General features: G+C 59.7%; 28 protein-coding genes and 2 tRNA genes. 26 read left to right on the top strand and 4 right to left on the bottom strand.

Annotation, left to right across the window (positions count from 1 at the left end; genetic code table 11):
* The first annotated feature begins 18 nt into the window (after nt 1-18).
* The 8 genes from FHR98_RS15915 (at nt 19) to FHR98_RS15880 (ending at nt 7,206) form a co-directional block, all read left to right on the top strand.
* A complete protein-coding gene (locus tag FHR98_RS15915; RefSeq protein ID WP_183417726.1) occupies nt 19-1,347 on the top strand; it encodes a dihydroorotase in 1,329 nt (442 codons plus the stop codon).
* Nucleotides 1,348-1,363: 16 nt separating this feature from the next.
* Nucleotides 1,364-1,714, top strand: coding sequence for a DUF6614 family protein (locus tag FHR98_RS15910; protein WP_183417725.1), 351 nt, complete (start codon nt 1,364-1,366; stop codon nt 1,712-1,714).
* A gap of 121 nt (nt 1,715-1,835) precedes the next feature.
* Complete coding sequence (locus tag FHR98_RS15905) at nt 1,836-3,002, top strand: acetyl-CoA acetyltransferase (protein WP_183417724.1); 1,167 nt, start codon at nt 1,836-1,838, stop codon at nt 3,000-3,002.
* Nucleotides 3,003-3,156: 154 nt separating this feature from the next.
* On the top strand, nt 3,157-3,843 hold the full coding sequence (gene trhA, locus FHR98_RS15900) for a PAQR family membrane homeostasis protein TrhA (RefSeq protein WP_183417723.1): 687 nt from the start codon (nt 3,157-3,159) through the stop codon (nt 3,841-3,843).
* 98 nt (nt 3,844-3,941) lie between these two features.
* Complete coding sequence (locus FHR98_RS15895; RefSeq protein WP_183417722.1) at nt 3,942-4,424, top strand: SxtJ family membrane protein; 483 nt, start codon at nt 3,942-3,944, stop codon at nt 4,422-4,424.
* A 15-nt stretch (nt 4,425-4,439) separates the two neighbouring features.
* On the top strand, nt 4,440-4,589 hold the full coding sequence (locus tag FHR98_RS15890; RefSeq protein ID WP_183417721.1) for a DUF5989 family protein: 150 nt from the start codon (nt 4,440-4,442) through the stop codon (nt 4,587-4,589).
* Between the two features lie 5 nt (nt 4,590-4,594).
* The gene (locus tag FHR98_RS15885; protein WP_183417720.1) at nt 4,595-6,430 is read left to right on the top strand and encodes a carbamoyltransferase family protein; all 1,836 of its coding nucleotides are present in this window, start codon (nt 4,595-4,597) and stop codon (nt 6,428-6,430) included.
* A 20-nt stretch (nt 6,431-6,450) separates the two neighbouring features.
* On the top strand, nt 6,451-7,206 hold the full coding sequence (locus FHR98_RS15880; RefSeq protein WP_183417719.1) for a hypothetical protein: 756 nt from the start codon (nt 6,451-6,453) through the stop codon (nt 7,204-7,206).
* A 23-nt stretch (nt 7,207-7,229) separates the two neighbouring features.
* On the opposite strand, the gene FHR98_RS15875 is transcribed toward FHR98_RS15880, so the two are convergent.
* Together FHR98_RS15875 and FHR98_RS15870 are read right to left on the bottom strand one after the other, a co-directional pair.
* Nucleotides 7,230-8,327 carry an SGNH/GDSL hydrolase family protein gene (locus FHR98_RS15875; RefSeq protein ID WP_183417718.1) on the bottom strand — a complete coding sequence of 366 codons (1,098 nt, stop codon included), beginning with the start codon at nt 8,325-8,327 and terminating at the stop codon, nt 7,230-7,232.
* Between the two features lie 123 nt (nt 8,328-8,450).
* Nucleotides 8,451-9,035, bottom strand: coding sequence for a DUF4410 domain-containing protein (locus FHR98_RS15870; protein ID WP_183417717.1), 585 nt, complete (start codon nt 9,033-9,035; stop codon nt 8,451-8,453).
* 175 nt (nt 9,036-9,210) lie between these two features.
* Between FHR98_RS15870 and FHR98_RS15865 the strand changes: the two genes are divergently transcribed.
* Nucleotides 9,211-9,735: a YtoQ family protein gene (locus tag FHR98_RS15865; RefSeq protein WP_246377938.1), complete on the top strand. Its 525-nt coding sequence runs from the start codon at nt 9,211-9,213 to the stop codon at nt 9,733-9,735.
* 86 nt (nt 9,736-9,821) lie between these two features.
* On the opposite strand, the gene FHR98_RS15860 is transcribed toward FHR98_RS15865, so the two are convergent.
* Nucleotides 9,822-9,896: transfer RNA gene (locus FHR98_RS15860), tRNA-Thr, on the bottom strand.
* A 117-nt stretch (nt 9,897-10,013) separates the two neighbouring features.
* Between FHR98_RS15860 and FHR98_RS15855 the strand changes: the two genes are divergently transcribed.
* From FHR98_RS15855 to FHR98_RS15790, 14 genes are all read left to right on the top strand, one after another.
* Entirely contained in the window at nt 10,014-10,211 is a 198-nt protein-coding gene (locus tag FHR98_RS15855) for a hypothetical protein (protein WP_183417716.1), read from the top strand.
* A gap of 372 nt (nt 10,212-10,583) precedes the next feature.
* Nucleotides 10,584-11,138, top strand: a complete 555-nt coding sequence (dcd, locus tag FHR98_RS15850; RefSeq protein ID WP_183417715.1) for a dCTP deaminase — start codon at nt 10,584-10,586, stop codon at nt 11,136-11,138.
* Between the two features lie 84 nt (nt 11,139-11,222).
* Nucleotides 11,223-12,515 (top strand): UDP-N-acetylglucosamine 1-carboxyvinyltransferase, encoded by a 1,293-nt coding sequence (gene murA / locus FHR98_RS15845; protein ID WP_183417714.1) that lies wholly within the window; start codon nt 11,223-11,225, stop codon nt 12,513-12,515.
* A gap of 24 nt (nt 12,516-12,539) precedes the next feature.
* Entirely contained in the window at nt 12,540-13,112 is a 573-nt protein-coding gene (locus tag FHR98_RS15840; protein WP_183417713.1) for a DUF2948 family protein, read from the top strand.
* Between the two features lie 49 nt (nt 13,113-13,161).
* Nucleotides 13,162-13,833 (top strand): ATP phosphoribosyltransferase, encoded by a 672-nt coding sequence (gene hisG / locus FHR98_RS15835; protein WP_183417712.1) that lies wholly within the window; start codon nt 13,162-13,164, stop codon nt 13,831-13,833.
* Complete coding sequence (gene hisD, locus FHR98_RS15830; RefSeq protein WP_183417711.1) at nt 13,823-15,130, top strand: histidinol dehydrogenase; 1,308 nt, start codon at nt 13,823-13,825, stop codon at nt 15,128-15,130. Before hisG ends, hisD begins: the two co-directional genes overlap by 11 nt.
* A 9-nt stretch (nt 15,131-15,139) precedes the next feature.
* On the top strand, nt 15,140-15,616 hold the full coding sequence (locus tag FHR98_RS15825; RefSeq protein ID WP_183417710.1) for a UPF0262 family protein: 477 nt from the start codon (nt 15,140-15,142) through the stop codon (nt 15,614-15,616).
* A gap of 4 nt (nt 15,617-15,620) precedes the next feature.
* A complete protein-coding gene (locus FHR98_RS15820; RefSeq protein ID WP_183417709.1) occupies nt 15,621-16,067 on the top strand; it encodes an arsenate reductase ArsC in 447 nt (148 codons plus the stop codon).
* Nucleotides 16,068-16,227: 160 nt separating this feature from the next.
* Entirely contained in the window at nt 16,228-16,446 is a 219-nt protein-coding gene (infA, locus tag FHR98_RS15815) for a translation initiation factor IF-1 (RefSeq protein ID WP_183417708.1), read from the top strand.
* Between the two features lie 15 nt (nt 16,447-16,461).
* Nucleotides 16,462-17,052 carry a Maf family protein gene (locus FHR98_RS15810; RefSeq protein ID WP_183417707.1) on the top strand — a complete coding sequence of 197 codons (591 nt, stop codon included), beginning with the start codon at nt 16,462-16,464 and terminating at the stop codon, nt 17,050-17,052.
* Nucleotides 17,049-18,215: a ribonuclease E/G gene (locus FHR98_RS15805; RefSeq protein WP_183417706.1), complete on the top strand. Its 1,167-nt coding sequence runs from the start codon at nt 17,049-17,051 to the stop codon at nt 18,213-18,215. Before FHR98_RS15810 ends, FHR98_RS15805 begins: the two co-directional genes overlap by 4 nt.
* Nucleotides 18,212-18,457: a DNA gyrase inhibitor YacG gene (locus FHR98_RS15800; RefSeq protein WP_183417705.1), complete on the top strand. Its 246-nt coding sequence runs from the start codon at nt 18,212-18,214 to the stop codon at nt 18,455-18,457. Before FHR98_RS15805 ends, FHR98_RS15800 begins: the two co-directional genes overlap by 4 nt.
* On the top strand, nt 18,454-19,392 hold the full coding sequence (locus FHR98_RS15795; protein ID WP_183417704.1) for a S1C family serine protease: 939 nt from the start codon (nt 18,454-18,456) through the stop codon (nt 19,390-19,392). The genes FHR98_RS15800 and FHR98_RS15795 overlap by 4 nt, the downstream gene beginning before the upstream one ends.
* 128 nt (nt 19,393-19,520) lie before the next feature.
* Nucleotides 19,521-19,596: transfer RNA gene (locus FHR98_RS15790), tRNA-Phe, on the top strand.
* An 84-nt stretch (nt 19,597-19,680) separates the two neighbouring features.
* On the opposite strand, the gene FHR98_RS15785 is transcribed toward FHR98_RS15790, so the two are convergent.
* The gene (locus tag FHR98_RS15785; protein WP_183417703.1) at nt 19,681-20,667 is read right to left on the bottom strand and encodes an ornithine cyclodeaminase family protein; all 987 of its coding nucleotides are present in this window, start codon (nt 20,665-20,667) and stop codon (nt 19,681-19,683) included.
* A 514-nt stretch (nt 20,668-21,181) separates the two neighbouring features.
* Between FHR98_RS15785 and FHR98_RS15780 the strand changes: the two genes are divergently transcribed.
* Genes FHR98_RS15780 through FHR98_RS15770 form a run of 3 tightly spaced genes read left to right on the top strand, consistent with a single transcriptional unit; the run spans nt 21,182 to nt 24,391 of the window.
* Nucleotides 21,182-22,105: a GGDEF domain-containing protein gene (locus FHR98_RS15780; RefSeq protein ID WP_183417702.1), complete on the top strand. Its 924-nt coding sequence runs from the start codon at nt 21,182-21,184 to the stop codon at nt 22,103-22,105.
* Nucleotides 22,102-23,964 (top strand): ATP-binding protein, encoded by a 1,863-nt coding sequence (locus FHR98_RS15775; protein ID WP_183417701.1) that lies wholly within the window; start codon nt 22,102-22,104, stop codon nt 23,962-23,964. Before FHR98_RS15780 ends, FHR98_RS15775 begins: the two co-directional genes overlap by 4 nt.
* The gene (locus tag FHR98_RS15770; protein ID WP_183417700.1) at nt 23,957-24,391 is read left to right on the top strand and encodes a response regulator; all 435 of its coding nucleotides are present in this window, start codon (nt 23,957-23,959) and stop codon (nt 24,389-24,391) included. The genes FHR98_RS15775 and FHR98_RS15770 overlap by 8 nt, the downstream gene beginning before the upstream one ends.
* The last annotated feature ends 3 nt before the right edge of the window (nt 24,392-24,394 follow it).

The raw sequence follows: 24,394 nt of genomic DNA, 5'->3' as shown, positions 1-24,394 counted from the left end.
GTTACCGGGAGATGCAGTATGTCGCAAGTGTTCGATCTCGTTTTAAAAGGGGCGGAAGTCGCTACGCCGAACGGATTGGAGAAGATATCCGTCGGAGTCAGCAACGGACGAATCGCAGGCCTCGGCAAGATCGACGCCGATGGCGCCGAATGCCTGGACCTTGGAGGGTTGACCGTACTTCCGGGTGTGATCGATAGCCAGGTACACTTTCGTGAGCCGGGACTCGAGCATAAGGAAGACTTGGAAAGCGGTACCCGGGCCGCCGCTCTGGGCGGGGTGACCGGCGTCTTCGAAATGCCGAACACGAACCCCTCGACCCTGACGGCGGACGACCTTGCGAACAAGCTGGCGCGCGCCAAGGGACGGACCTGGGTGGATCATGCCTTTTTCATGGGGTCATCGGAGGAAAATGCTCACGCCCTGGCCGAGCTTGAACTCCTACCGGGCTGTTGCGGCATCAAGATTTTCATGGGGTCATCGACGGGAAGCCTGTTGGTGGAAGATGACGAGGCGTTGCTGAAGGTGCTCAAGTCCGGGCGTCGCCGGGTCTCGATCCATGCCGAGGACGAAGCGCGGTTGCGCGAGCGCATGGCGCTTGTACGCGACGGCGGACCGGTATCGTTGCACCCCGAGTGGCGCGATGTTGAAGCGGCGCGTTTGGCGACGGACCGGATTTTACGCCTCGCGCGTAAGGCGGGGCGCAAAATTCACGTGCTCCATATTTCGACGGCTGAAGAGATTCCGCTGCTGGCCGCCAACAAGGACCTGGCGACCATGGAGGCGACACCTCAACACCTCACCTTGGCGGCGCCGGAATGCTACGAAGAATGGGGCAGCCTTGCCCAAATGAACCCCCCCATCCGGGAAGCGCGTCATCGCGAGGCGCTTTGGCAGGCGGTGCGGGACGGGGTCGTGGATGTGATCGGGTCGGATCACGCGCCGCATACGCTGGAGGAGAAACAACGCGACTATCCGCGTTCGCCATCGGGGATGCCCGGCGTGCAAACGCTCTTGCCGCTCTTACTGGATCATTTCAATGCCGGGCGCCTGACCTTGCAACGCCTGATCGATCTTACCAGCGCGGGAGCAAACAGGATTTTCAATATTGCGGGAAAAGGCCGTATCGCCCTGGGTTACGATGCCGACTTCACAGTGGTCGATCTCAAGGCGAATCGAACCATTGAACCGGATTGGTTGGCCAGCAAATGCGGCTGGTCCCCGTTTGAAGGCAAGGCGATCAAAGGTTGGCCTGTCATGACCATCGTGCGCGGCCATGTCGTGATGCGCGAAGGCTCGCTGCTTGGCGCGCCGATTGGCGAACCGATAAGGTTTCAGGAGACTCTGTAGCGGGAGGGCGGGATCCATGAACATCTACAACGGATGGTTCGATCTGAAGGAAGGCGTATCCGATCTGGACTTCGTCGAAGCGCTGGATGCCTATCTGGGAGCCTTGGAGGAAGATGGGCTGATCGTCGGTTGGCGTTTGATGCGTCGCAAGCTGGGCCTGGGCCCCTCACACCTGGGCGAGTTCCATCTGATGATGGAGGTGGCCGGGTTGGCGCAGTTGGACGAAGCCTTCAACGAAGTGGCTTCCAGACGCGACCCGGTCGAGGGGCTGCACTTCGAGGTCAACCGCTTGGTGAAAAATGTAACCTTCGCTCTATATCGCGACTTTCCGGACCCGGTACGCGAGCATGGGCAGGAACGTTTTTAGGATTCCTCCGCGTCACCTTCGCACTTGCGGTATCGACTTTGTTGGACCATCTTCGACTCCAAGACGTCGAAGCGAAGTTTGATCGCACCGCCGTTCGAGGACGGCAGCGCAAGGAGGAAGCATGACTGCCTGCATCGTAGGTTGGAGCCATACGCCGTTTGGAAAACACGACGGCCTGGATGTCGAGGACCTGATCGGAAAAGTGGCGCTGGCCGCCCTTGACGATGCCGGTATCTCGCCCGATGACGTTGACGAAATCGTCGTTGGCAATTTCAACGAAGGTTTTTCACCGCAAGGGTTTCCTTCCTCTTTGGTCCTTCAGTTCGATGACCGCTTTCGGTTCAAGCCTGCAACGCGGGTTGAAAACGCCTGTGCGACGGGCTCGGCCGCCATTCACCAGGGTATGAAGTCGATTGGCGCCAAAAAAGCGCGTTTCGTACTGGTGGTCGGTGTTGAAAAGATGACTGGCATATCCGGTCCGGAGATCGGCAACACCTTGCTCAAAGCCTCCTACCTCAAGGAGGAAGCCGATATCGAAGGCGGTTTCGCGGGTGTTTTCGGGCGCATCGCACAGCAGTATTTTCAGCGGCACGGCGATCAAAGCGACGCGTTGGCCGCTATAGCCTCTAAGAACCACAAGAACGGTTGCGCCAACCCTTTGGCGCAGATGCGCAAGGATCTGAGCGTCGAGTTCTGTCGTGAAATTTCCGATAAGAACCCGCTGGTTGCAGGCCCCTTGAAGCGCACCGACTGCTCCCTGGTTTCCGACGGCGCGGCGGCTGTGGTGCTGACCGATGTCGACACAGCCCTGTCGATGCGCAAGGCCGTGGTGTTCAGATCAGCGGCGCAAGTCAACGACTTCCTGCCGATGAGCCGGCGCGACATCGTCAAGTTCGAAGGTTGTGAGATGGCTTGGAAAAAGGCATTGGGTGAGGCCAAGCTGACCTTGAATGATCTCAGCTTCGTGGAAACGCACGACTGTTTTACCATTGCCGAGTTGCTGGAGTATGAGGCTATGGGACTGACGCCCGAGGGACAGGGCGCCAGGGCCGTACTAGAAGGTTGGACCCAAAAAGACGGTAAATTGCCGGTGAATGTATCCGGGGGGTTGAAGTCCAAGGGTCATCCGATCGGTGCGACCGGCGTTTCCATGCACATCATGGCGTCGATGCAGTTGACCGGCACGGCGGGCGACATGCAACTTGCCAATCCCAAGCTTGCCGGAATCTTCAACATGGGTGGCGCGGCTGTCGCGAATTACTGCTCTATCCTGGAACCGCTTCGCTAATCGAACCCCGGCGCAAAAAAAGTGCCCCGCGAGCAACCGCTGGCGGGGCGTAGGCGACGTGAGATTGAGAAGCTAGATTTAACTCTATGCCGATCTCGCAGGACTGCAACAATCGCTCGGTTAAAAAACATTAACAGCTTGGGATTTTAACGGCATGGCGCGCGTAGTTGGGCCGCCAAGATGCAGGGAAACAGGCGGAGATGCCTTTGACTTTCCCAACTATTCCGTCCGTGAACGCAAGGCTGACGCTGGAGTTCACTGGATAGGCGTCGCAGCCTCGATCATCGCTTCCGCTTGGATGCTGATCAAATCGTCGCACCTCATGGACGTGACGGTGACGGCGAGTCTTACCGTTTACTGTTTCGGGCTGGTTTCAACATTTTGTGCCTCAGCGGCATATAATCTGGCGACTCCGGGGCCGCGCAAGGAATGGCTCCGGCGGATCGATCACGCGGTAATCTTCGTGATGATCGCAGGATCTTACACGCCTTACGCGGCTGCGAGCCTTGGCGGAGAGGCGGGTGTCTTGCTCTTGGGTGCCCTTTGGACGACGGCGTTTCTCGGCGTTGTGCTCAAACTGCTGTTCCCGAGACGCTTCGAACGCCTCTCGCTCCTTCTGTATCTTGCAATGGGATGGTTGGCATTGGTCGTGGTAGAGCCGCTGATCGCCGCCATCTCATCTCAGACCCTATGGCTCCTGGCAGCGGGCGGTATCGTCTATTCCCTGGGGGCGGGAGTGCACAGCCTGAGGCGGCTGCCCTTTCACAATGCCGTCTGGCACGCCATGGTTTTATTGGCTGCCGGGTTGCACTTCGTGGCGGCAAGCGTGGAGTTTCTTTAATAACCGGGTGTCGCCGTTCGATCACCGCCTGCCCGTGGCGCGCGCATAGAATCCCCCCTGGCCTCGCGATAGAATTCCGTTGTCAGTCTAGCGGCGTTATGCAAAGACATAGCGCCAACACCGATCTGCTGAGGAATGGGACCGTGGCGCGCAAAGGGCATCACGAGTATACGACTGATCGCGACGACACGAAGGCGCCCTCGGAAAAGTCCTTTGGCATAACCTTTGCGGTTGTTTTCGCGCTCCTGGGCGCGTGGCTGCTTTACAGCGGCGGTCTCGGCCCGTGGTCCATAGCGGCATTCGTTGTTTCGTCGGGTTTCTTGCTGGCAGCGTGCGTTGCGCCCCTGTGCCTGCGGACCATGAATCTGCTGTGGCTCAAGTTCGGTCTGCTTTTACACCGGATCGTCAATCCCCTGGTCATGGGCCTGCTGTTTTTTGTCGTCTTCACGCCGATGGGACTGGCGATGCGGCTATTCGGCAGCGATCTATTGCGGCTTCGCAAGCGACCGGGTGAAACCAGTTACTGGATCATCCGTGCAAAAGAAGACGTTGACCAAGGTTCCATGACAAATCAGTTCTAGGATTAGGGACACTTCATGTCTTTCATAAAAGAGCTCTGGGCATTCATGCGGGCGCGCCGCAAGTTTTGGTTGATGCCGATCATCGTCATGGCTCTTTTGCTGGGCGGTCTCGTGATCTTGGCCAAGGGCTCGGCTGTCGCACCCTTCATCTACACGATATTCTAGGCCCCATGCGTATTCTTGGGATTTCCGCCTTCTACCACGACAGCGCCGCCGCGCTGGTTGAGGATGGCCGCATCATATCGGCGGCACAGGAAGAGCGGTTTACACGCAAGAAACACGATGATGATTTTCCGCATCATGCTATTTCCTACTGCCTGACCGAAGCTGGGATCAGTGCCGCGGATATCGATCACGTGGTTTTCTACGAAAAGCCCTTCATCAAGTTCGAGCGCCTGATCGAAACCTACCTGATGTTCGCACCACGCGGGTTTACCTCCTTTCTTAAGGCCATGCCCTTATGGCTGAAGGAGAAGCTTTTCCTGAAGCGCCTGATGGTGGAAAAACTGGGCGAGATCGCCGAAGATGTGGATTGGCGTTCTAAGTTGCTGTTTGCCGAGCATCATCAAAGCCATGCGGCCAGCGCCTATTATCCGTCGCCCTTCGACGAGGCGCTGGTGTTGACCATGGATGGCGTCGGCGAGTGGGCGACCACGTCGCTGGGTGTCGGTCGGGGCGACAGCCTGACGATCGAGCGGGAGATTCGCTTCCCGCATTCCCTGGGTCTTCTTTATTCGGCCTTTACCTACTACACCGGCTTCAAGGTCAATTCCGGAGAGTACAAGGTGATGGGCTTGGCGCCTTATGGCCGCCCAACCTTCACCCAAACCATTCTCGATAACATCATCGATATCCGCGAGGATGGCTCCTTCAAGCTGGACCTCAGTTACTTTGATTTCTGCACGGGCCTCACCATGACGAACAGCCGTTTCGACAGGCTGTTCGGCGGCCCGCCACGCGGGCCCGAGGAACTGCTGACGCAACACCACATGGACCTTGCGGCGTCGATCCAAGAGGTGACTGAAATCGCCGTCATGTGCATGGCGACAGCGCTGGCCAAGGAGACCGGGATCAAAAACCTGTGCCTTGCGGGCGGGGTGGCTCTCAATTGCGTTGCCAACGGTAAGCTCCAGCGCTCCGGCCAGTTCGACCGGATCTGGGTGCAGCCGGCCGCGGGCGATGCCGGCGGCGCCCTGGGGGCTGCCTTGGCCGGTTATCACGATCATTTTGGTTTGGCGCGACCGGCGCGCGAAGGGCTGGATGCCATGGTCGGCTCCTATCTGGGGCCGTCCTTCTCGCCGGAGCAGATTGAAACCGAGCTGACGGCCGCGGGTGCGGTTTTCACCGCGCTCAGCGATTCGGAGGTGATCGCACGGACCACCGATGCCCTGACCGAGGGTAAGGCCGTGGGTTGGATGCAGGGACGCATGGAGTTTGGCCCCCGAGCGCTCGGCAATCGCTCCATACTGGGCGATCCGCGGTCACCGACCATGCAGAAGCTGCTGAACCTCAAGGTCAAGTACCGCGAATCCTTCCGGCCCTTCGCACCCTCGGTGCTGCGTGAGGATCTGGAGGACTGGTTCGAACTGGATTGCGACAGCCCTTATATGCTGATGGTGGCCGATGTGGTCGAAAAGCGTCGGCGTCAGATGACCCCCGAGGAGGAGGCGCTGTTCGGTATCGACAAGTTGAATGTGGCCCGCTCGGAGATTCCGGCTGTCACGCACGTCGATTTCTCGGCCCGCATACAGACCGTCCACCAGGAGACCAACCCGCAGTATCACGCGCTCTTGTCGGCCTTCAAGGCGGCGACGGGTTGTCCGGTGCTGGTTAATACCAGCTTCAACGTGCGGGGCGAGCCGATCGTCTGCACGCCGTCGGACGCCTTCCGTTGCTTCATGGGAACGGATATCGAGGTTCTGGTGTGCGGTAACGCGTTTTTGAGTAAGGACGACCAGGACCCGGCCTTGAAGCAGGACTACAAGGACCGGTTTGAACTGGACTAGGATACCGGGAGTCACGCGCCATGCTCAGATTTGAGAATGTTCGGATGCGCTACGAACCTTATCCGTTGGCGGTGATCCGTCCCGCGATGGAGGCGAGCCAGTATGCCGAACTGGTGGCCAACTTCCCCGACATCGCGCTTTTCGAGCCGCTGGGCAAGTATCCCTTCAAACTCAGCCTTTCCGAGAAGTTCGCGCGGCGGAACTACGAGCGTTTTCTGCGGGAAAACGCCGCCTGGGGCCGGGTTCATGCCTGGGTGAAAAGCGAAGCCTTCATCCGCAGCATCGTGGAATTTCTCCGGGCCAACCACGTTGACTTGCCTCTGGATCAGGCGTTCGAAGACTGGCCAACCCGTCTCAAGCGTCAGGGGAAATCTCTGTTGCGGGGTCGTCTGCCGCAGCCGGCAATGCGCTTGCGTAGCCGGTTCGAGTTTTCGGTGCTCAAGGCCGATGGTGGCGAAGTGGCGCCCCACACCGACGCCGAACGCAAGGTCATCACGATCGTCATGTCGATGATCGGCCCGGATGACTGGCGCGAGGAAATCGGCGGTGGCCTCGACGTCAACCGGGCAATCGACCCGCGTTATGCCTACAACTGGAAAAACCGCGTCATACCCTGGGAGAGCATAGAGGTGCTGGAAACGGTTCCTTTCGTGCCGAACCAGTGCATGGTCTTCGTTAAGACCTTCAACTCTCTGCATTCCGTTCAGCGCATGACGGAGACCGGTTCCGACTTGCTGCGCAAGACCATCACCATCGTGATTGAGCGTGACGAGTAGGGCGGTCGGAGACCCGGCCTAAGTCATTTCAACGCGGCGCTGATTTTCTCGGCCAGTAAGCTGTTGCCGAGCGGCGTGACGTGTACGTGATCGATCAACAGCATCTGATCGTTGTCGAGAGCGCCGCTGAGATCGCTGAACCAGGGATGCGCCCGGGCTGCCATCTTCTCAAGGATCAGCGGGTAAACGGCTGCGAACTGGGCCCGCTGGGCAATCTGATCGGCATCGCCTAAGTCCAGGTAGTCGCTGCGCGGGTTTGCGAAATAGGCGGAAGGCTGCAAGAAGGCGTGGAACCGGCCGCCGTTGGCACGCACCAGGACTTCGGCCATCTCCAGAGTGCGTACGAACATCTCGGCGACCGCATCGGCGCGCTGCGGGTCCTCGCTGCAGCCTGACAGGTGGCTGTCGTCGCCACCGCCGGAAATCCGCGTGACGAAGGCCAGGATCGGGACCAAAATCGTGTTGTAGAGGTAATCCTCCTTGCCGGTGCGATCGAGTGCGGCCTGGATGCGGCGCTCCTCCAGATGGCCGTTCAGGTGCTCCGTCACCGCGTAGTTGCAATGAACCCAGACATCGTTGAAACCTTCATAGAAAACAACGACTTCAGGCGCTCTCTGTTCGTTGATGAGGGTCATGAGATCGATCAGGTTTTGCAGCGTCGTGTAACCGCGCTCACCGTAATTCGTCACCTCGTACTTGTCGGTCAAGGCATCGAGCTGTGCCGGAATGGTGCCGTTGTCGTCGACGCCTGTGCCCCAGACGGTCGACCCGCCGAACACGCCCAGCGTCGCGGCCCCGGCATCATTGTCACGTCCGATGCCATGCTGGCGACGGCCACTGGCATCGATGGTCAGCGTTTCTCGGCTGACCTCGGACTGACGCCATTCAACAAAGGGGATGTAATCCTTGATGCTGCCCTTCTGGTCGCGGAAGACCTGGCGGGCATACTCAGGGTCCTCGTAGCTTGGCAGGTCGGCGCGTTTGTCGTCCTTCGGGAACAACGACTTCGCCAGATTGTAACCGTCACCCAGTAGCGCGGTGACGAAAAGGAGTCCTAAAATCAACCCGATCAGAACGGCGAAATTGATGAAAAGAGTCCGCAGCGCGGATGTGATCTGCATGGGGCCTTCCCTTGTCGTTCCTCGGCGACCGCATGCGAGGTGCCGGGTGCCGTCTGGCGGGCATCATAACGGCGCCGCTTTTCCATGAGAAGGGCAGCGCCGTCATGCCGTCGGGGATGCTTGTCAGTTCTTGGTCGGCGGCTTCAGGCCTTTACCCTGTGACCAGCGCACAGTTGCCTCGGCGGCATCGACCCCCAGCTTCTGCACAAGCTCGTTGGTGCTGATCATGTCCAGGCCACCAATTCCCGCTCCACCGGCGTAGTCGGTTTCGATATTAAAACGGGCCAAAGAGCCGCCACCATCCGCAAGCTCAAAAGTTCCGGCGGCGGTGGTGGAACCGGCCCCGAAGCCAATCAGAAACCGTAGAGCCTTGCTACCCTCGTCCATCGTAGTCAGTTGACCGGAAAGAACCAGCAGACGCTCACCTGCCGGGTCCGGCAAACTGACGTGGACCCGCTGGAACTTTCCGGATTCCTCCAGCTCCTTTGCGATGCCTTCACGCAGGTAGGGCAGGTAGTGATTCCAAATCTCACGCGTCGCCGTCAGGTCGCCGATTGCGACTTCCTGATAGAGGACCGGCGCATTTGGCACGCTCGCCTGCTGCGGGCTTTCGCTCAACGGTTCGACTTTCGCCGAAGTGCAGGCAGCAAGCGGCAAAATAATGGCCGCAAGGATTAACAATTTTCGGATAACACAGACCCGCAGCATTCAACTCTCCAAGACTAAACGTCTGATTGAACAGAACACGACCCTGAAGCCGCCATATCGCGCTGGAGCGCAGGGAAAATCAATGCTGTTTTTTGGTGTGGCGGTTGATGGTTGGGCGGGCGGGAGGGTATGGTTCGTCTCGCTTGGCCCCAAATCTGCAAAAACAGGGGTCAAAATGACAGATTTGAAGACGGAAGGATGCGGCAAGATGACTGAGCGGCGTTGGACGGTTTACCTCTCGGGCGAGATTCACTCGGACTGGCGCGAGCGCATCAGCGATGGGATCGCGGCGGCGGGTCTGCCGGTCGATGTGACGGCGCCCGTCACGGTGCATGAGGATTCCGACGACTGCGGCGTGGCCATCTTCGGCGCCGAGCCGAACAAGGTCTGGCACGACCGCAAGGGCGCGCAGTTGAACGCGATCCGCACCCAGACATTGATTCAGGATGCGGACATGGTGGTGGTGCGTTTTGGCGAGAAGTACAAGCAGTGGAACGCCGCTTTCGACGCGGGCTACGCGGCGGCCATGGGCACGCCCTACATTACACTGCACCCCAGCGAACATGACCACGCACTCAAGGAAGTCGATGCCGCCGCCCATGCGGTGGCCCGGGACCCGGAACAGGTGGTCCAGGCATTGACCTACATCCTGACCGGAAAGCTGCCCGCGCAACGCGCCGATACCAAAGCCGCAGAGTAAGGCGCGGCAGGAGACTGCGGAACAATCCTGGTGCTGACGCGCCAGGGGGCCGCGGTCTGTCCGGTTGCTTGACCACTGGGAAAAACTGGTGCCGCCGCACAGATTTGAACTGTGGACCTCTCCCTTACCAAGGGAGTGCTCTACCCCTGAGCTACGGCGGCGAAGGCGATGGGGTGCTGGACCCCGAAAGCGGGCGCAACATGCCACCGCACCTTTTCAAAGGCAAGGGGCAATCGACCGTCTTGCAAGTCGCGTCGTACGCGGGGCATAGTCGGCCCATGAGCGAACAAAAGAAAGCAGGTACTCCCAGTGTCGAGGCCGAAGGCGAGTCCGGCAAAGAGCGTCAGGCCAAGCAGAAGCTAGCCCGCGCCGAGCGTCAGGCGGCGGCTCTTCGCGCCAACCTGAAACGGCGAAAGGAACAGGCCAGGGAAAAGGCCAAGGCCCACAACCCTGATTCCGCCAAAAGCGCTTCTTAGTCAGACCCGGAACCGACGGACCGTCGGGACTTCATAAAGCGCGAATCCAGCCCTATTGACGCCATCTTTCTGCGCCACAAAAAGCCTGTGGAACGGCCGGACCGGCGCAACCCCGCCCAATACTTCGGGATTGCTGGGGCTTGAGCCGGGAGCGGCGAAGCATTAGAACCCCTCGCATACGCCGGGTAGTTGTGCGGCCAAGGCGGCGGATCAAGCGCTAGTAATTTCCCGTGGTGGGCGTTTTTTTGCGCAGAGAATCGGGCGCTTTTGCTAGGCTCGCCGAAGTTTTCTGAGCCGCGTCAGGTGTGGTGACCGCGGTGGGACGGAATTGGGGCCGCTATGGCCCCCGACTGAGGATGGAGCATTCAAGCCATGGCGATCATGCCTGATAAATGGATCCGTGAGATGGCCGAAGGCAAGGGCATGATCGAGCCTTTTGTCGAAAACCAGCGCCGCGAGGGCGTGATCTCCTACGGGCTTTCTTCCTATGGCTATGATGCCCGCGTCGCGCCGGAGTTCAAGATTTTCACCAACGTCGATAATGCCGTTGTGGACCCCAAGAATTTCTCGGACCAGAGTTTTGTCGAACGCAGCAGTGATGTCTGCATCATCCCGCCCAACTCCTTCGCACTGGCGCGCACGGTCGAATACTTCCGAATTCCGCGCGACGTTCTGGTGATCTGCCTGGGCAAGAGCACCTATGCGCGCTGTGGTATCATCGTCAACGTCACGCCGCTGGAGCCGGAATGGGAAGGGCATGTAACCTTGGAGTTTTCCAACACCACGCCGTTGCCCGCTAAGATTTACGCCAACGAGGGCGCCTGTCAGTTTCTGTTCCTCAAGGGCGAGGCGCCTTGCGAGGTTTCCTACAAGGACCGGCAGGGCAAGTACATGGGCCAGCGCGGCGTTACGCTACCGAAGCTGTGACCGGTTGAGCCGCGACCGACGGAATGAAAAAGGCGGTCCAAAAGTTCCAAGCGGCGGCTAACAGATAGAAAAGCAAAGTAACCAATGGACAAGATTATCATCGAAGGCGGCCAACCCCTGATCGGGGACATCGTGGTCAGCGGTTCGAAGAACGCCGCGCTGCCGCTCATGACCGCCAGCCTTCTGACCGAGGAGACGTTGTCGCTTTCCAACCTGCCGCAGCTCGCCGACATCACGACGCTGGCGAATCTGCTCGAGGGTCTGGGCGTGACGCTGCATATGAACGGCGATGCCCAGGAAAACGGCGCGCTCTACGGGCGGACGCTCGATTTATGCGGCGGCGGCGTCAACGATACCTGTGCTCCTTACGACCTGGTTCGGAAAATGCGCGCAAGCGTATTGGTGCTGGGGCCTTTGCTGGCCCGCTTCGGGCATGCGGAGGTTTCGCTGCCGGGCGGTTGCGCCATCGGCACGCGTCCGGTCGACTTGCATCTGAGCGGGTTGGAAGCCCTGGGTGCGCAGATCGACCTGGAGGAAGGCTACATCAAGGCCCGCGCGCCCAAGGGCTTGAAAGGCGCGGAAATCGTTCTGCCGATCATCTCCGTCGGCGCGACGGAGAACTTGTTGATGGCGGCGAGCCTCGCCGAGGGCCAGACGCGTTTGATTGGCGCGGCCAGCGAACCCGAGGTCGTGGATCTGGCCGACTGCCTGGTAAAGATGGGCGCGAAGATCGCGGGTATCGGCACCTCGGAACTGACGATTACCGGCGTTTCCCGGCTGTCCGGCGCGGCCCACAGAGTGATCCCCGATCGAATCGAAGCGGGCACTTTCCTGATGGCGGCCGGTCTGACGGATGGCGACCTGAACTTGCGCGGCGCGCGAGCCGATCACCTTAAGTCGGTCATCACCTTGTTGGAGAGCGCCGGTTTGAAGATTGAAGCCACCAACGAGGGGCTGCGTGCGCGGCGCGCCAACGGTCCCTTGCAGGGGGTCGATGTCATGACCGAGGCCTATCCCGGTTTTCCAACCGACTTGCAGGCCCAGTTTATGGCACTGATGGCCACCGCCGAGGGCGCTTCGATGGTTTCTGAAACGATTTTCGAGAATCGCTTCATGCATGTGCCGGAACTCATGCGCATGGGTGCCAACATAACGGTCCACGGCGGCACGGCACTGGTGCGTGGCCGCAGCCGCTTGAAGGGCGCGCCGGTGATGGCCACTGACTTGCGGGCGTCCGTCAGCCTTGTCATCGCGGCCCTGGGTGCGGAAGGGCAAAGCGAGGTCAACCGGGTCTATCATCTGGATCGGGGTTACGAGCGGGTTGAGCAGAAGCTGGCGGCTTGTGGTGCGCGCATTCGGCGGGTGCCTGCTGAATAGGTTGCGAGGGGGTAGGATCTGAGCATGACCGAAGGCGACAGAAATCGGGGCTTGAAGCTGCGGGTGCGTGATGCGGAGGATTTGGCCGTTGCTTCGGCGATGCTGCAAGACGCGTTGATTCCGGTTCAGGAGATGCGTTTCCTGGCCAAGGAGAAGCGCTTCGCGCTAGTCGCAAATCGTTTCTGTTGGGAGCGCGCGCCCGAATCCCTGGCGGCGGATGCGGCCGAACAGGATGAGTATAAGGACGGAAGCAGCGAAGACGTCGCTTTTGCAGCGGTCGGGTCGGGTGGTGAGGCGGTTTACGAACGGGTCAATTGTGGGGTTATCGTTCATTGCGTGAAGCTCGCACGCCTGCGCGGCTTTGATTTAGCCGACCGGGGCCGCATCTTGGAACTTCTGGCCATTACTTTACACGGCAAGCGGGTGATCTTGACCTTCGCTGGTGGTGCCGCTGTTGAGTTGACCGTGACTCGATTGAGTTGCCAACTCGATGATCTGGGCGAACCCTGGCCGACCCTGAGACGGCCGCAGCACGCTGACTCGCCTCCAGATGACTTGGAGAAATCGCCTTCGGGGAATCCTGATCTGGAGTCCTGACGGCCTTGGTGGTAAGCCTCTGCCCCGACATACCGAGATAAAGAGGGAGATGCGAGCGGTGAGCACGCAAGAAGGCCTTGTTGTGGCCTTGCCGAAAGGACGAATTCTCAAGGAGATACTGCCGCTGTTGAAGCGCGCGGGGATCGAGCCGGAGGCTGCCTTTCACGACGAACATGCGCGCCAGCTTCGTTTCACCACCAACCATCCGGGCTTGGACCTCGTGCGCGTGCGCAGTTTCGATGTGGCGACCTTTGTTGCCTTCGGCGGCGCACAGCTTGGCGTTGCCGGGTCCGATGTGCTGATGGAGTTCGACTACCCGGAAATCTATGCGCCGGTCGATTTGAACGTCGGACACTGCCGTCTTTCGGTCGCCGAACCCAAGGCACTGGCCGATAGCGACGATCCATCGCGTTGGAGCCACGTGCGCATCGCAACAAAGTATCCTGAGGTCACCAAGCGGCACTTCGCCGCGCGCGGTGTCCAGGCAGAGGTCATCAAGCTGTCCGGTGCGATGGAACTGGCGCCCAGTTTGGGGCTATGCCGCCGCATCGTCGACTTGGTCTCGACCGGCAGCACTCTGAAGGCAAACGATCTGGTGGAGATTGAACATATTGCCGAGATCAGCTCGCGGCTGATCGTCAACCGCGCAGCGCTCAAGACAAGGCCTGAAGCGGTCGGCCGCTGGATCGATATCTTCCAGGAGGTAGTCGATGCCGGTTAAACTCAACAGCAGTGACAGTGATTTTGCAGCAACGTTCGAAGCGTTTCTGGGGCTTAAACGCGAGATCGACGAAAATGTCGACCGAGCCGTCGCGGAGATACTGGAGGCTGTTCGAACTAAAGGTGACGCCGCTGTCATAGCCTACACGGAACAGTTTGATCGCCTGACCTTGACGCCGTCGACGCTGCAGATCGAGGAGGCCGCCTTTGACGCGGCGGCGCAGGAGGTTTCCGCGACAACGCTGGAGGCGCTCAAAGTCGCCGCGGCGCGTATTGAGGACTTTCATGCCCGCCAGCGGCCGACGGACCTCAGTTATCGCGATGCTGAGGGAAACCTCCTCGGTTACCGGTGGACGCCGGTCGATGCGGTGGGCCTTTATGTACCGGGCGGAACGGCGGCCTATCCTTCTTCGGTGCTGATGAATGCCTTGCCCGCCAAGGTGGCCGGCGTCGAGCGGCGCGTCATGGTGGTGCCGTCGCCGGACGGCAAGATCAACCCCTTGGTATTGGTGGCTGCGCGCCTGGCGGGGATCACGGAAGCTTATCGGATCGGCGGTGCCCAGGCGGTCGGGGCGCTTGCCTTTGGCACGCATACTATCGCCGCGGTCGATAAGATCGTCGGGCCGGGCAACGCTTATGTCGCTGCCGCGAAGCGTCGGGTCTTCGGCAAGGTCGGCATCGATTCCATTGCCGGGCCGTCCGAGATTCTGGTTGTCGCCGATGGCGACAACGATCCGCGCTGGATCGCCGCCGACCTGTTGAGCCAAGCCGAACACGATACCGCCGCCCAGTCCATTCTGATAACCGATGATGCCGCCTTCGCCGAGGCGGTCGAAGCGGCGGTCGTCGCTTTGCTGAAGCGCTTGCCGCGTAGCGCCATAGCGCAGCAAAGCTGGAATGATTACGGCGCGATCATTGTCGTCGGGGCCTTGACCGATGCGCCTGCGTTGGTAAACCACATCGCGCCCGAACACCTGGAACTGGCGGTGGCCGATCCGGAGGGAATGGCTGCCATGGTTCGCCATGCGGGCGCGATCTTCCTCGGACGCCATACGCCTGAGGCAATCGGCGACTATCTGGCGGGCCCCAATCACGTGCTGCCGACGTCGCGCACGGCGCGTTTTTCCTCCGGCCTTTCCGTTCTTGATTTCATGAAGCGTTCGTCGCTGATTGGCTGTACAGCGGAGGGTTTGCGCGCCATCGGTCCCGCTGCGGTTTTGCTGGCGGAAGCAGAAGGTCTCGATGCCCACGCACTCTCGGTCGCCATCCGTCTGGCGAATGCGGACGCCGCGCAGTAGGCTGGCGGGATGGGGAAAGCCTGTCACCGAATCACGGATATCAAGCTCGACGAGAAATCGGTCGTGCGCCGCACCGCCGACGTAGAGCATGAACGGGCAGTGGCCATCTATGATCTGCTGGAGGATAACCACTTCGCGCCGACCAGCGGTGTTGACGGGCCGTTCCGGCTGACGCTTCGCCTGGAGGAAGACCGGCTTATATTCGATATCGGCGACGAAGCGGATGCCTTGCTTGAAAGCATCGCCATGTCGGTGAAGCCCTTCCGCAGGGTCATCAAGGATTACTTCGACGTTTGCGAAAGCTATTTCGAGGCTATCAAGACCGCGACACCGTCGCGGATCGAGGCCATCGATATGGGGCGGCGCGGCCTGCACAACGAAGGATCGGAGGTTCTAAGAGAACGGCTCGGCGATCGTGTGGAAATCGATTTCAACACCGCGCGACGCCTCTTCACGCTGCTTTGCGTATTGCATATCAGGGGTTGAGCGCGTGACCGATCACCTGCCGGAGGCCGTCCTCTTCGCCTGCACCCGCAATTCAATCCGCTCGCCGATGGCTGAGGGTCTGCTCAAGCATCTGCTGGGGCACCGGATCTACGTCGATTCCGCCGGCGTCCACGACGGAGAAGTTGATGGCTTTGCCATCGCGGCGATGGACGAGATCGGAATTGATCTTTCCAGGCACCGCAGCAAAACCTTCGACCAACTCCAGGACAGCTCTTTCGATCTCATTATTTCCCTGTCGCCGGAGGCCCAGCACCGGGCGGTCGAAATGACGAGAACCATGGCCTGCGACGTCGAATTCTGGAACACTTTCGACCCCTCTTTGGTCGAGGGTAAAAGAGAGGAGCGCCTGGATGCCTTTCGTAAGGTCCGCGACGACCTGATGGAACGCATCAAGAAGCGCTTCACGCTGGATCTCAAACCGGTGGTGTGAAAGTCGGTTTGTCCTTGGCGCATCACTCGGTTATAGTCCGCGCCAACGAGAGAGCGTCGGGGCTCCCTTGGTATCGGCTCGATGTCGAATGGAGCCGCGTGTCGGGGATGAATCGCTTGTGAATGCTTTCCTTAATCAAGCAACCAACAATGAGATGTAGATGGCGAAGGAAGATCTGATCGAATTTCAGGGGACTGTCGTTGAGCTGCTGCCCAACGCCATGTTTCGCGTGAAGCTGGATAATGACCATGAGGTCCTGGCCCACACGGCGGGCAAAATGCGCAAGCACCGCATCCGCGTGCTGGCCGGTGACCGGGTAAATGTCGAAATGACCCCCTATGATCTGACGAAGGGGCGGATAACCTTCCGCTTCAAGTAAGGAGCCTTTGCGCTCATGACGGCGTCTACCCGCAAGGCCCAACTGGTGTTGGCATCGGCCTCGCCGCGACGCCTGGACCTCCTCCGACAAGTAGGCATCGTGCCGGATCAGGTTGATCCGGCTGAGATCGATGAGGCCGTGCTGCCGCGTGAGCTGCCGCCCGTCTATGCCCGCCGCGTCGCTTGGGCAAAGCTGGATGCGGTCTGCCAGCGGCATTCCGGCGCTTATGTTCTGGCCGCCGATACCGTGGTGGCCCTGGGTCGGCGAATTCTGCCGAAAGCGGAGACCGAAGACCAGGCGCGGCGTTGCTTGGAGATGCTGTCGGGCAGCCGACACAAGGTACTGGGCGCGGTGGTTCTTCAAGGACCGGACGGCACCCGCGTGCAGCGACTCGCCGAGACGGCCGTGCGCTTTAAACGCTTGAGCGATAGCGAGATCGCCAGTTATCTGGCCGGTGATGAGTGGCGCGGCAAGGCAGGCGGTTATGCCATTCAGGGGCGGGCTGCGGCTTTCATCCCCTGGATCAACGGTTCGTATCCCAATGTAGTCGGTCTGCCGATCCTGGAAACGCTGCTGCTGTTGAAGGGGCTCGGATACCAGCCATGAGCCGCGTCCTGATATCCAGCCTGCCGGGCGAAGTTCGCATGGCTAGGTGCGTGGATGACAGGCTGACCGATCTGCTGATCGAATATGCTTCCAATCCCTCGCGCCTCGGCAATGTTTATCGTGCACGGGTGACCAAGCGGGATCGTGGTTTGGCCGCGGCCTTTTGTGATATTGGCGAGGAAGTTTCGGCTTTCCTGCCGTTGGAGAAGGATGCAGCCCTCTCCGAAGGTGATGGCGTGATCCTCCGGATTGTAAGGGAGGCGGAAGGCGAAAAGGGGCCGAAGGCGGCGCTCTACAGCGAGGCGTTGCCGGAAGGCCTGTCAGCGCAGTCGGCGCCTTGCCTGTTGTTGCGTGCCGCAGACCCGGTCCTGGCTCTGCTCCAAAGCGCCGAGGCACCAGATGAGATCGTCGTCGATGACCCGGCATTTCACCAGCGGCTGAGACGGCTGCTAACCGACCGGCGGCCAGACTTGGTGGCGGCCTTGACGCTCTATCACGGAAACGCGGCGCTCTTCGAAGCCGAAGCGCTGGAAGAGGAGGTGGAGGCGCTTTTGCGGCCGGAAGTGCGTCTGCCTTCGGGTGCACGGCTCTGGATCGAACCGACACATGCTTGCGTCGCCATCGATTTGGATAGCGCGCGGCAAAAATCTGCCCGCGCGGCCAATCGGGAGGCGGCCTGGGAAATCGCACGACAGGTGCGTCTGCGCAATCTTTCCGGCCTGATCCTCATCGACTTTCTCGATCTTCAGCAACGCAGCGCACGTGAAGAGTTGGAGGGCGTTCTGGCGCAGGCATTTGCGGAGGATCCCGAGCCGGTGCAGTTCCATTCAGTCCGGGCGTCCGGTCTCTTCACCATGACGCGCAGGCGCAGCCGTCTGGCGTTGCATGAGCTCGTTACCGCACCTTGCGGCACGCAGGGCAGCGGCCGAGAATACACGCCCTTGAGCCAGGCTTACCGCGCTTTACGCGCCCTTCAAACTGCGGCCCTGGATCGACCGGGCGACACCGCAGGCTTGCGCGTGACACCGCAGGTGAAGCAGGCTTTGGAGGTGGAGGCTGCTGAGGCACTTCAATCGACCAACCGTCGGATCGGCTATGAAGTTATGATAACGCCGGACAAAAATTCGACCGGGTTCGACGTAACATGGGAGGCGGACCGATGAACGACAAGGCCCCGCAGGTGGTACCTTTACCACAAGCGCGGCGTAGCAAAGGTGGCTGTCCGATTTGCCGCCGCGCGCCCACGACCGAGCATCGCCCTTTCTGTTCGGCCCGTTGCGCGGAGATAGACTTGGGGCGGTGGTTTACCGGGGCCTACAGGGTGCCGACCGACGAGCCGCCCTTGTCCGGGGATGACGGCACCTATGGAGATGGAGGAGTGGACGGCGAGGGAGACGACGAATGAACCTGCGCCACCTATGCCTGCTTCTGTTACTGCTGCCCAGCGCTCTGGTTTTTGGACTTAAAACCACGGTTGCTTTTGAAGACCGTTTCTTGAATTCGGTGGTCAGTGTCCTGCCGACATGGCCGCAAAACGCGGGGCAGCAGCGCCTGGAGGAGCCCGAAGGCAGCGGGTTTGCCTATGCCAGTGGTGGCATTGTCGCCACGGCTTGGCATGTTGTCGGACAGGCGACGGCTATTCGCGTGCGGTTGGCCGACGGGCGGCAGTTTCCAGCGGAGGTGATTGCGGGCGATCCTTTGAGCGATATCGCGCTGCTGCGGGTGCCGGTCGACCTGCCGGTGCCCGAACGAGCCGCGCCGCCGCCGTTGGGAGCCAAGGTCTGCGCGGTGGGAAATGCTTTCGGTCTTGATTTGTCGGTAACCTGCGGCGTCCTGTCGGCGAGCGGTCGGACCGGGATAGGTTTCAACGTGGTGGAGGATTTTCTGCAGACCGATGCCGCCGTCAATCCGGGCGCGTCGGGCGGCGCATTGTTCGATGAACAGGGTCGATTGATCGGCCTGCTCTCGGCGATTTTCACCAAGGAATCGGATGCCAACATCGGCGTGAATTTTGCGGTTTCCGTGGCCTTGCTGGAGCGCGTGGCCGAAGAACTGTTGGGCAACGGCAAGGTGCGTTACCGGAGCCTTGGCTTAAAGGCCGAGGCGGAAATTACCGGCGATGGAATGCCGGCTTTGAGGATTGTCGGTTTGTTGCCGGACGGCCCCGCCGCGAAAGCAGGCTTGCAAGCCGGGGATCGGCTGTTGGCCGCCGCTGGCCAGCCGCTTCGCAGTGAAGCCGCGTTGTTGCGCGCGGTGCAATTGCTTTCCGGCGGCGAGGTTCTGTCATTGGTCTTTTTGCGTGATGGGGAACGCCGCGACCTGCAGGTTTCCTTCCCCTGACCTTACTTGGTAGGATTGGTCGACGCTCCGAATGCTTTCTCCACTGGACAGGGGCCGCCAGTTTTCCTATAAGCGCCCTCGCGCATACCAATGCTGGCCCAATTGCATAGATTGGGTCGATCGCAAGTGCCCAGGTAGCTCAGTTGGTAGAGCACGTGACTGAAAATCACGGTGTCGGTGGTTCGAATCCGCCCCTGGGCACCATTTCCCTCCGAGCATCTAAAATCTCAGTTATGCGGCGGGTTCGGGCCACCGGCAAAACCGTGTGAACCTCGTGATCCCTTGCGGTCAAGGAGCCGCGAACGCAAAGGGCGTCCCGATTCCGGCAGCGACGGCTTTCTCGTAAACGCGTACTGCACTGGCTACGTCCTGGATTGCCGTCCCGGTTGAGTCGAACAGGAAGACTTCCTTAGAACCCGCTCGCCCCGGTATCCGACCGGTAACAATATCCCCAAGGTCGCCATGTACTGCAGCGGCCGTCATCACGCCCGCCGCGATCGCATGGTGCAGATCGCCCATTTCCAGGCATTGATCCAGGTTGTCGACGACGACCTTAGCGCGTGCCATGAGCGATGGAGCAATCTCGCTTTTATCGGGGTTGTCGGCACCTACCGCGGCAATGAACGCACCAGGCGAGACGTCGGCCTCAGTTAAAAATGGCATCTGCGCGGTGGTGCAGGTCACGATCACATCGGCCCCGCGCGTGGCACTACGTAGATCTGGGAGCGGTTCAAACGGGATGCCGAGAACTTTGCTCATTTCCGCCGAAAATACTTCGGCCTTCCGATAATCGGCGTCCCAAGCAGCGCCGCGATGGAATCCGCAAACCGCAGCCAACGCAATGGCCTGTGCGCGGGATTGCGCGCCACAGCCGCAAACGGCGAGTGCCGACGCGTCCGCTCTAGCGAGATACTTTGCGGCAAGTGCACTCGCGGCTGCCGTTCGCTGCAATGTGATCTCAATCGAATCGATTATCGCCAGCAGCATACCGTTCCTGGCATCGCAGAGCAGAACCACGCCTTGGATCGTGGGCAATTGAAGCCGCGAATTGCCGGGAAAATTGCCGTTGAGTTTCAACGCCACAACCTGCCGTTCATTCAAGAGTGCGGCACCTTTCGCATGAAAACCGCCGTCTAAACCGGGTATGTGCATCGGCGGCGGGGACAGCGCCTTGCCGTGTTTGCTCAACCGAAAGGCAGTTTCGACTGCGCTGAGATAATCGGCAGGCCCCATCAGCCCGGCCACATCCAAACGGGTAAGGAGCAGCGCGCTCATGGCCTGCACCTAAGGTGTAACTGCTGAAGGAATGGCCCTGACAGTGCGCAAACTGTAACGCGCCAAAACCGGCGTACCTTATCGGCTTCGAATAGGCTCGATCTTTGGTGTGAATCTGGTCTCGTCATGTGCGCGCTCCTTCCCACAAGGGTTCGGAGCGGAACTTGGACGACAACCGTCTAACCGGGCGTCCGCATTGCCCGAGAGGCCGATGGTAAGCATCGCGGCATTTTGCCGTCAAGCCGGTTACGCGTGCGTCTTGAGCGCCGCGCCGATTTTCTTCCCGATAGGGCGATCTTCCCTTCAGAGTCAGCCCAGTGGTTTACAGCGTTGGCAGCGGGCGCTTTCCTGGGGTTCCCAGTGCACGCGTTGCCTCTGATGCCCATTCGTTAACCGCCTCTTAACGAACTTCTGTCACATTTTGTTAAATTTTGAGGAAATGGACAAAGACCGTTATCGCGCTTGCACTTTGGGAAGTGCGCCGGTTCGGCAAGCCATCAGAGGAATGGAACTTATGATCAGTGCGACATCCATATCCGCCGACGATTCCAAGCCGCTCCGCATTGCGTTGGTGGATGATGATATCGAAGACAAGGTGCTTGTTGAGTCGACGCTGCGTTCAATTGCCGACTTCGAGTATGAGTTGATCTGGATTTCCGATACCGAGCGCGCCGACCTTCTGTTGCTGCGTGCGGCGCCGGATGTTTGTTTGCTCGACTATTGGCTGGGCGGCAGCACCGGCCTGGATGTTATGGAGCGCTTGAAAATCAAGGAGCTTGACTTCCCGGTCTTGTTACTGACGGGGACCCATGACCGCGCGGTCGACCTGGAAGCCATGAACCGGGGTGTCTTCGACTATCTGGTAAAGGGTGAAATCACCCCGGCTTTGCTAGAGCGTTCCATTCGTTACGCCTTGCATAGGCATCAGCTTGAACAGCAGGTCCGCGATCTTTCCCTGCGGGATCCCTTGACCGGGCTATCCAATCGCCGGTTCTTCGAAGAAGCGCTTGTCTACGCGGCGAGGCGCTCGGCCAGGCGCGATCGCAGTTTCCATGTGATCGTCATAGACGTCGATCAGTTCAAGCAGATCAACGACAAGCACGGTCATGCGGCTGGCGATAAGGTTTTGATCGAGGTTGGCGAGCGCCTGCGGCGCCAGGTTCGCGCCACCGACGTGGTTGCGCGTATTGGCGGTGATGAGTTTGCCGTCATCTTGGAGGAGGGCGAGCAGCATCTGAACCTCACCGAAGCGTTGGATCGGATGCGGAACGAGATGCAGTTTTCGCTGACGCTTTCCGACGGCGGCCAGCCCCTTGCGATAAACGTCAGCATCGGTCTCGCAAGCAGCCTTCAGGCCGAGGAAAGCCCCAGCGGGGTCGTTGCCCGTGCGGACCGTGCCATGTATGAAGCCAAGCGCTTGCGAAAGATCGCTTCGTGACCAGCCTGGCCCAAGCGGCGGATCAAAGTGGCGCCAAGCGCGTCGAGGTCGGGCGTCGAACACAGAAGCTTTGGTCATTGCGCGGTTTCGCGGCCGCCCTGTCGTTAACCCTGGTCCTGCCGGGTGCCTTGATCGCATATCTGGCGATCGACAGTTATCGAAACCGTGAAATACAGCGCGCCTTCGACCAGGTTGACCGCATTCAAACTCTGATCGCCGAGGCGCATCAGCAATGGGCCACATCGGGACGCGATACGCTGGCATTGATACGCAACCGGGTGGCGGGCACGGATGTTGAGACCTGCTCATCGATCCTCAGCGATTCCGCATCGGTCATCTTGGGATTCGGCACCATCATCCGTGCCGACCGGGACGGAATATTCGAGTGCGGATCGGACGGACCCGTAAAGCCAGTCGATATTTCCGACCGTGATTACTTCAAGGAAGCGGTAAGCACGGGCAAGTTTGCGGTTGGGCGGTACATTTTCGGTCGCATCAGCCAGAAACCATTTCTTCCTATGGCCCTGCCGATCTTTGACGAGCAGAACCAGATATCCGGTCTGCTGATTACCGGAAAGGAGCCGACCTGGATCGAACAACGTCTGTCCGATCGCAACCTGCCGGAGGGCACGAGGGTCTCCATCGTCGACAGAAGCGGGAAGGTGTTCGTCCGTGCGGGATCGATAACCAACGCCGAAGCGGATATGTCGGACGATCAGATGATCGTCGAAATGGTCGAAACGCTCGATCCCGTTCATATGCACCAACGTGCCGATGGCACCCAGTGGATCATGGCCCACGCCGCTATCAGTAGCGTGGCACCGGATGTCTTCATTGTCGTTGAAGTCCCGGCTTCATCGCTTCTGTCATCGATCCGCGGCGATTTTCTGCGCTGGACCGGGTTGATCCTGGTTATAGCCGTGCTTGCGGCGGTGACGGTGTTTTACCTCATTGATCATTTGCTGTCGCAGCCGCTGCGCGATCTTGGCCGGAGCTTGACCGCTGTGGCCAAAGGCAAGTTGGCAGCGCCGGTTGCTCTTAAATCGTCATTTCTCGAGATCGACGTTTTGTCCCGTCAAGTCAGCCTGATGATTAAATCGTTGCTGAAGCGAAATAAACAGAACGCGGAGATGACGGATGTCCTGGTGCGCTCGAACAGCGAACTCGAGCAATTCGCTCAGATCGCTTCCCACGACCTGCAAGAGCCGTTGCGGAAAATCTCGGCCTTCGGTTCCTTGATCGAAAAACGCTATGCTTCGGCGCTGGACGAAGAGGGCAAGCAGTACCTTTCCTTTATGATCGGCGGTGCGATCCGATCCCAGGCGTTGATACAAGAGCTGCTCGCTTACTCCCGTATCGGCCGTGAATTGGCGCCTTTCGATGCAATTGACCTGAACGAAGTGCTAAAGGCGGCTCTCGCCGATGTCGAAATGGCTGCGAACGAAGCGCGCGCCAAGATTGAGGTCTGCGAATTGCCTACAATTATCGGCAATGCGAACCTGTTGGGACGCCTGTTTCAGAATCTCCTCATGAACAGCTTAAAGTATCGTTCTAAAACCCGTGATCTGGAAATTAGGATTACCCAGGAAACCCGGGACGGAGAGGTAACCATAGCGGTGTCGGACAACGGAATAGGGTTTGCCCAGGATCAGGCAGATAACGCGTTCCTGCCGTTCAGGCGGCTCGTCGGCAAGTCTCAAGCAGACGGCACCGGCATGGGACTGGCGATCTGCCGCAAGATCGTCGAGCGCCATGGCGGGCGCATATCGGCCACGGCCGCGCTTGAACAGGGTGCGACCTTCCAAATCGTCCTGCCTTTGTCGCAGCCCTATGGAGTTGGGGAGGAGGCAAATGCTTGAGCCAGGCAACCTCTTGACCATAATCATGGTTGATGACGATGCCGAGGATGCGATGCTTACCAAGGCCGCGATCGAGGCGTCGGGGCAGAAGGTCGACTTTCATCACATAGGGTCCGGGATTGATCTGTTCGAGAAGCTGACGGCTCGATTGGAGGAATCGGCGGTCTGCGGTGCGCTGATCCTGCTTGATCTCAATATGCCGGTCATGGACGGTCGGGAAGTACTGCAAAAATTGCGCGGTCATGAACGCTTCAGTAAGGTGCCGGTCATTGTCGTCAGCACATCTTCGGCAAAGAGCGACATCGATAGCTGTTACGCAGCGGGTGCCAACGCCTTCGTCACCAAGCCGGTCTCCTTTGACCGGATGGTGGAAGCCATGGAATCGATAAGCCGTTTCTGGGGCGATACCGCGCGTATCCCGGAGTGACAT

Origin of the sequence: Limibacillus halophilus (assembly GCF_014191775.1) — a bacterium.
GTDB classification, from domain to species: domain Bacteria; phylum Pseudomonadota; class Alphaproteobacteria; order Kiloniellales; family CECT-8803; genus Limibacillus; species Limibacillus halophilus.
The sequence above is the reverse complement of the archived record's forward strand: the minus strand, read 5'-3'. Positions and strand labels throughout refer to the sequence as shown.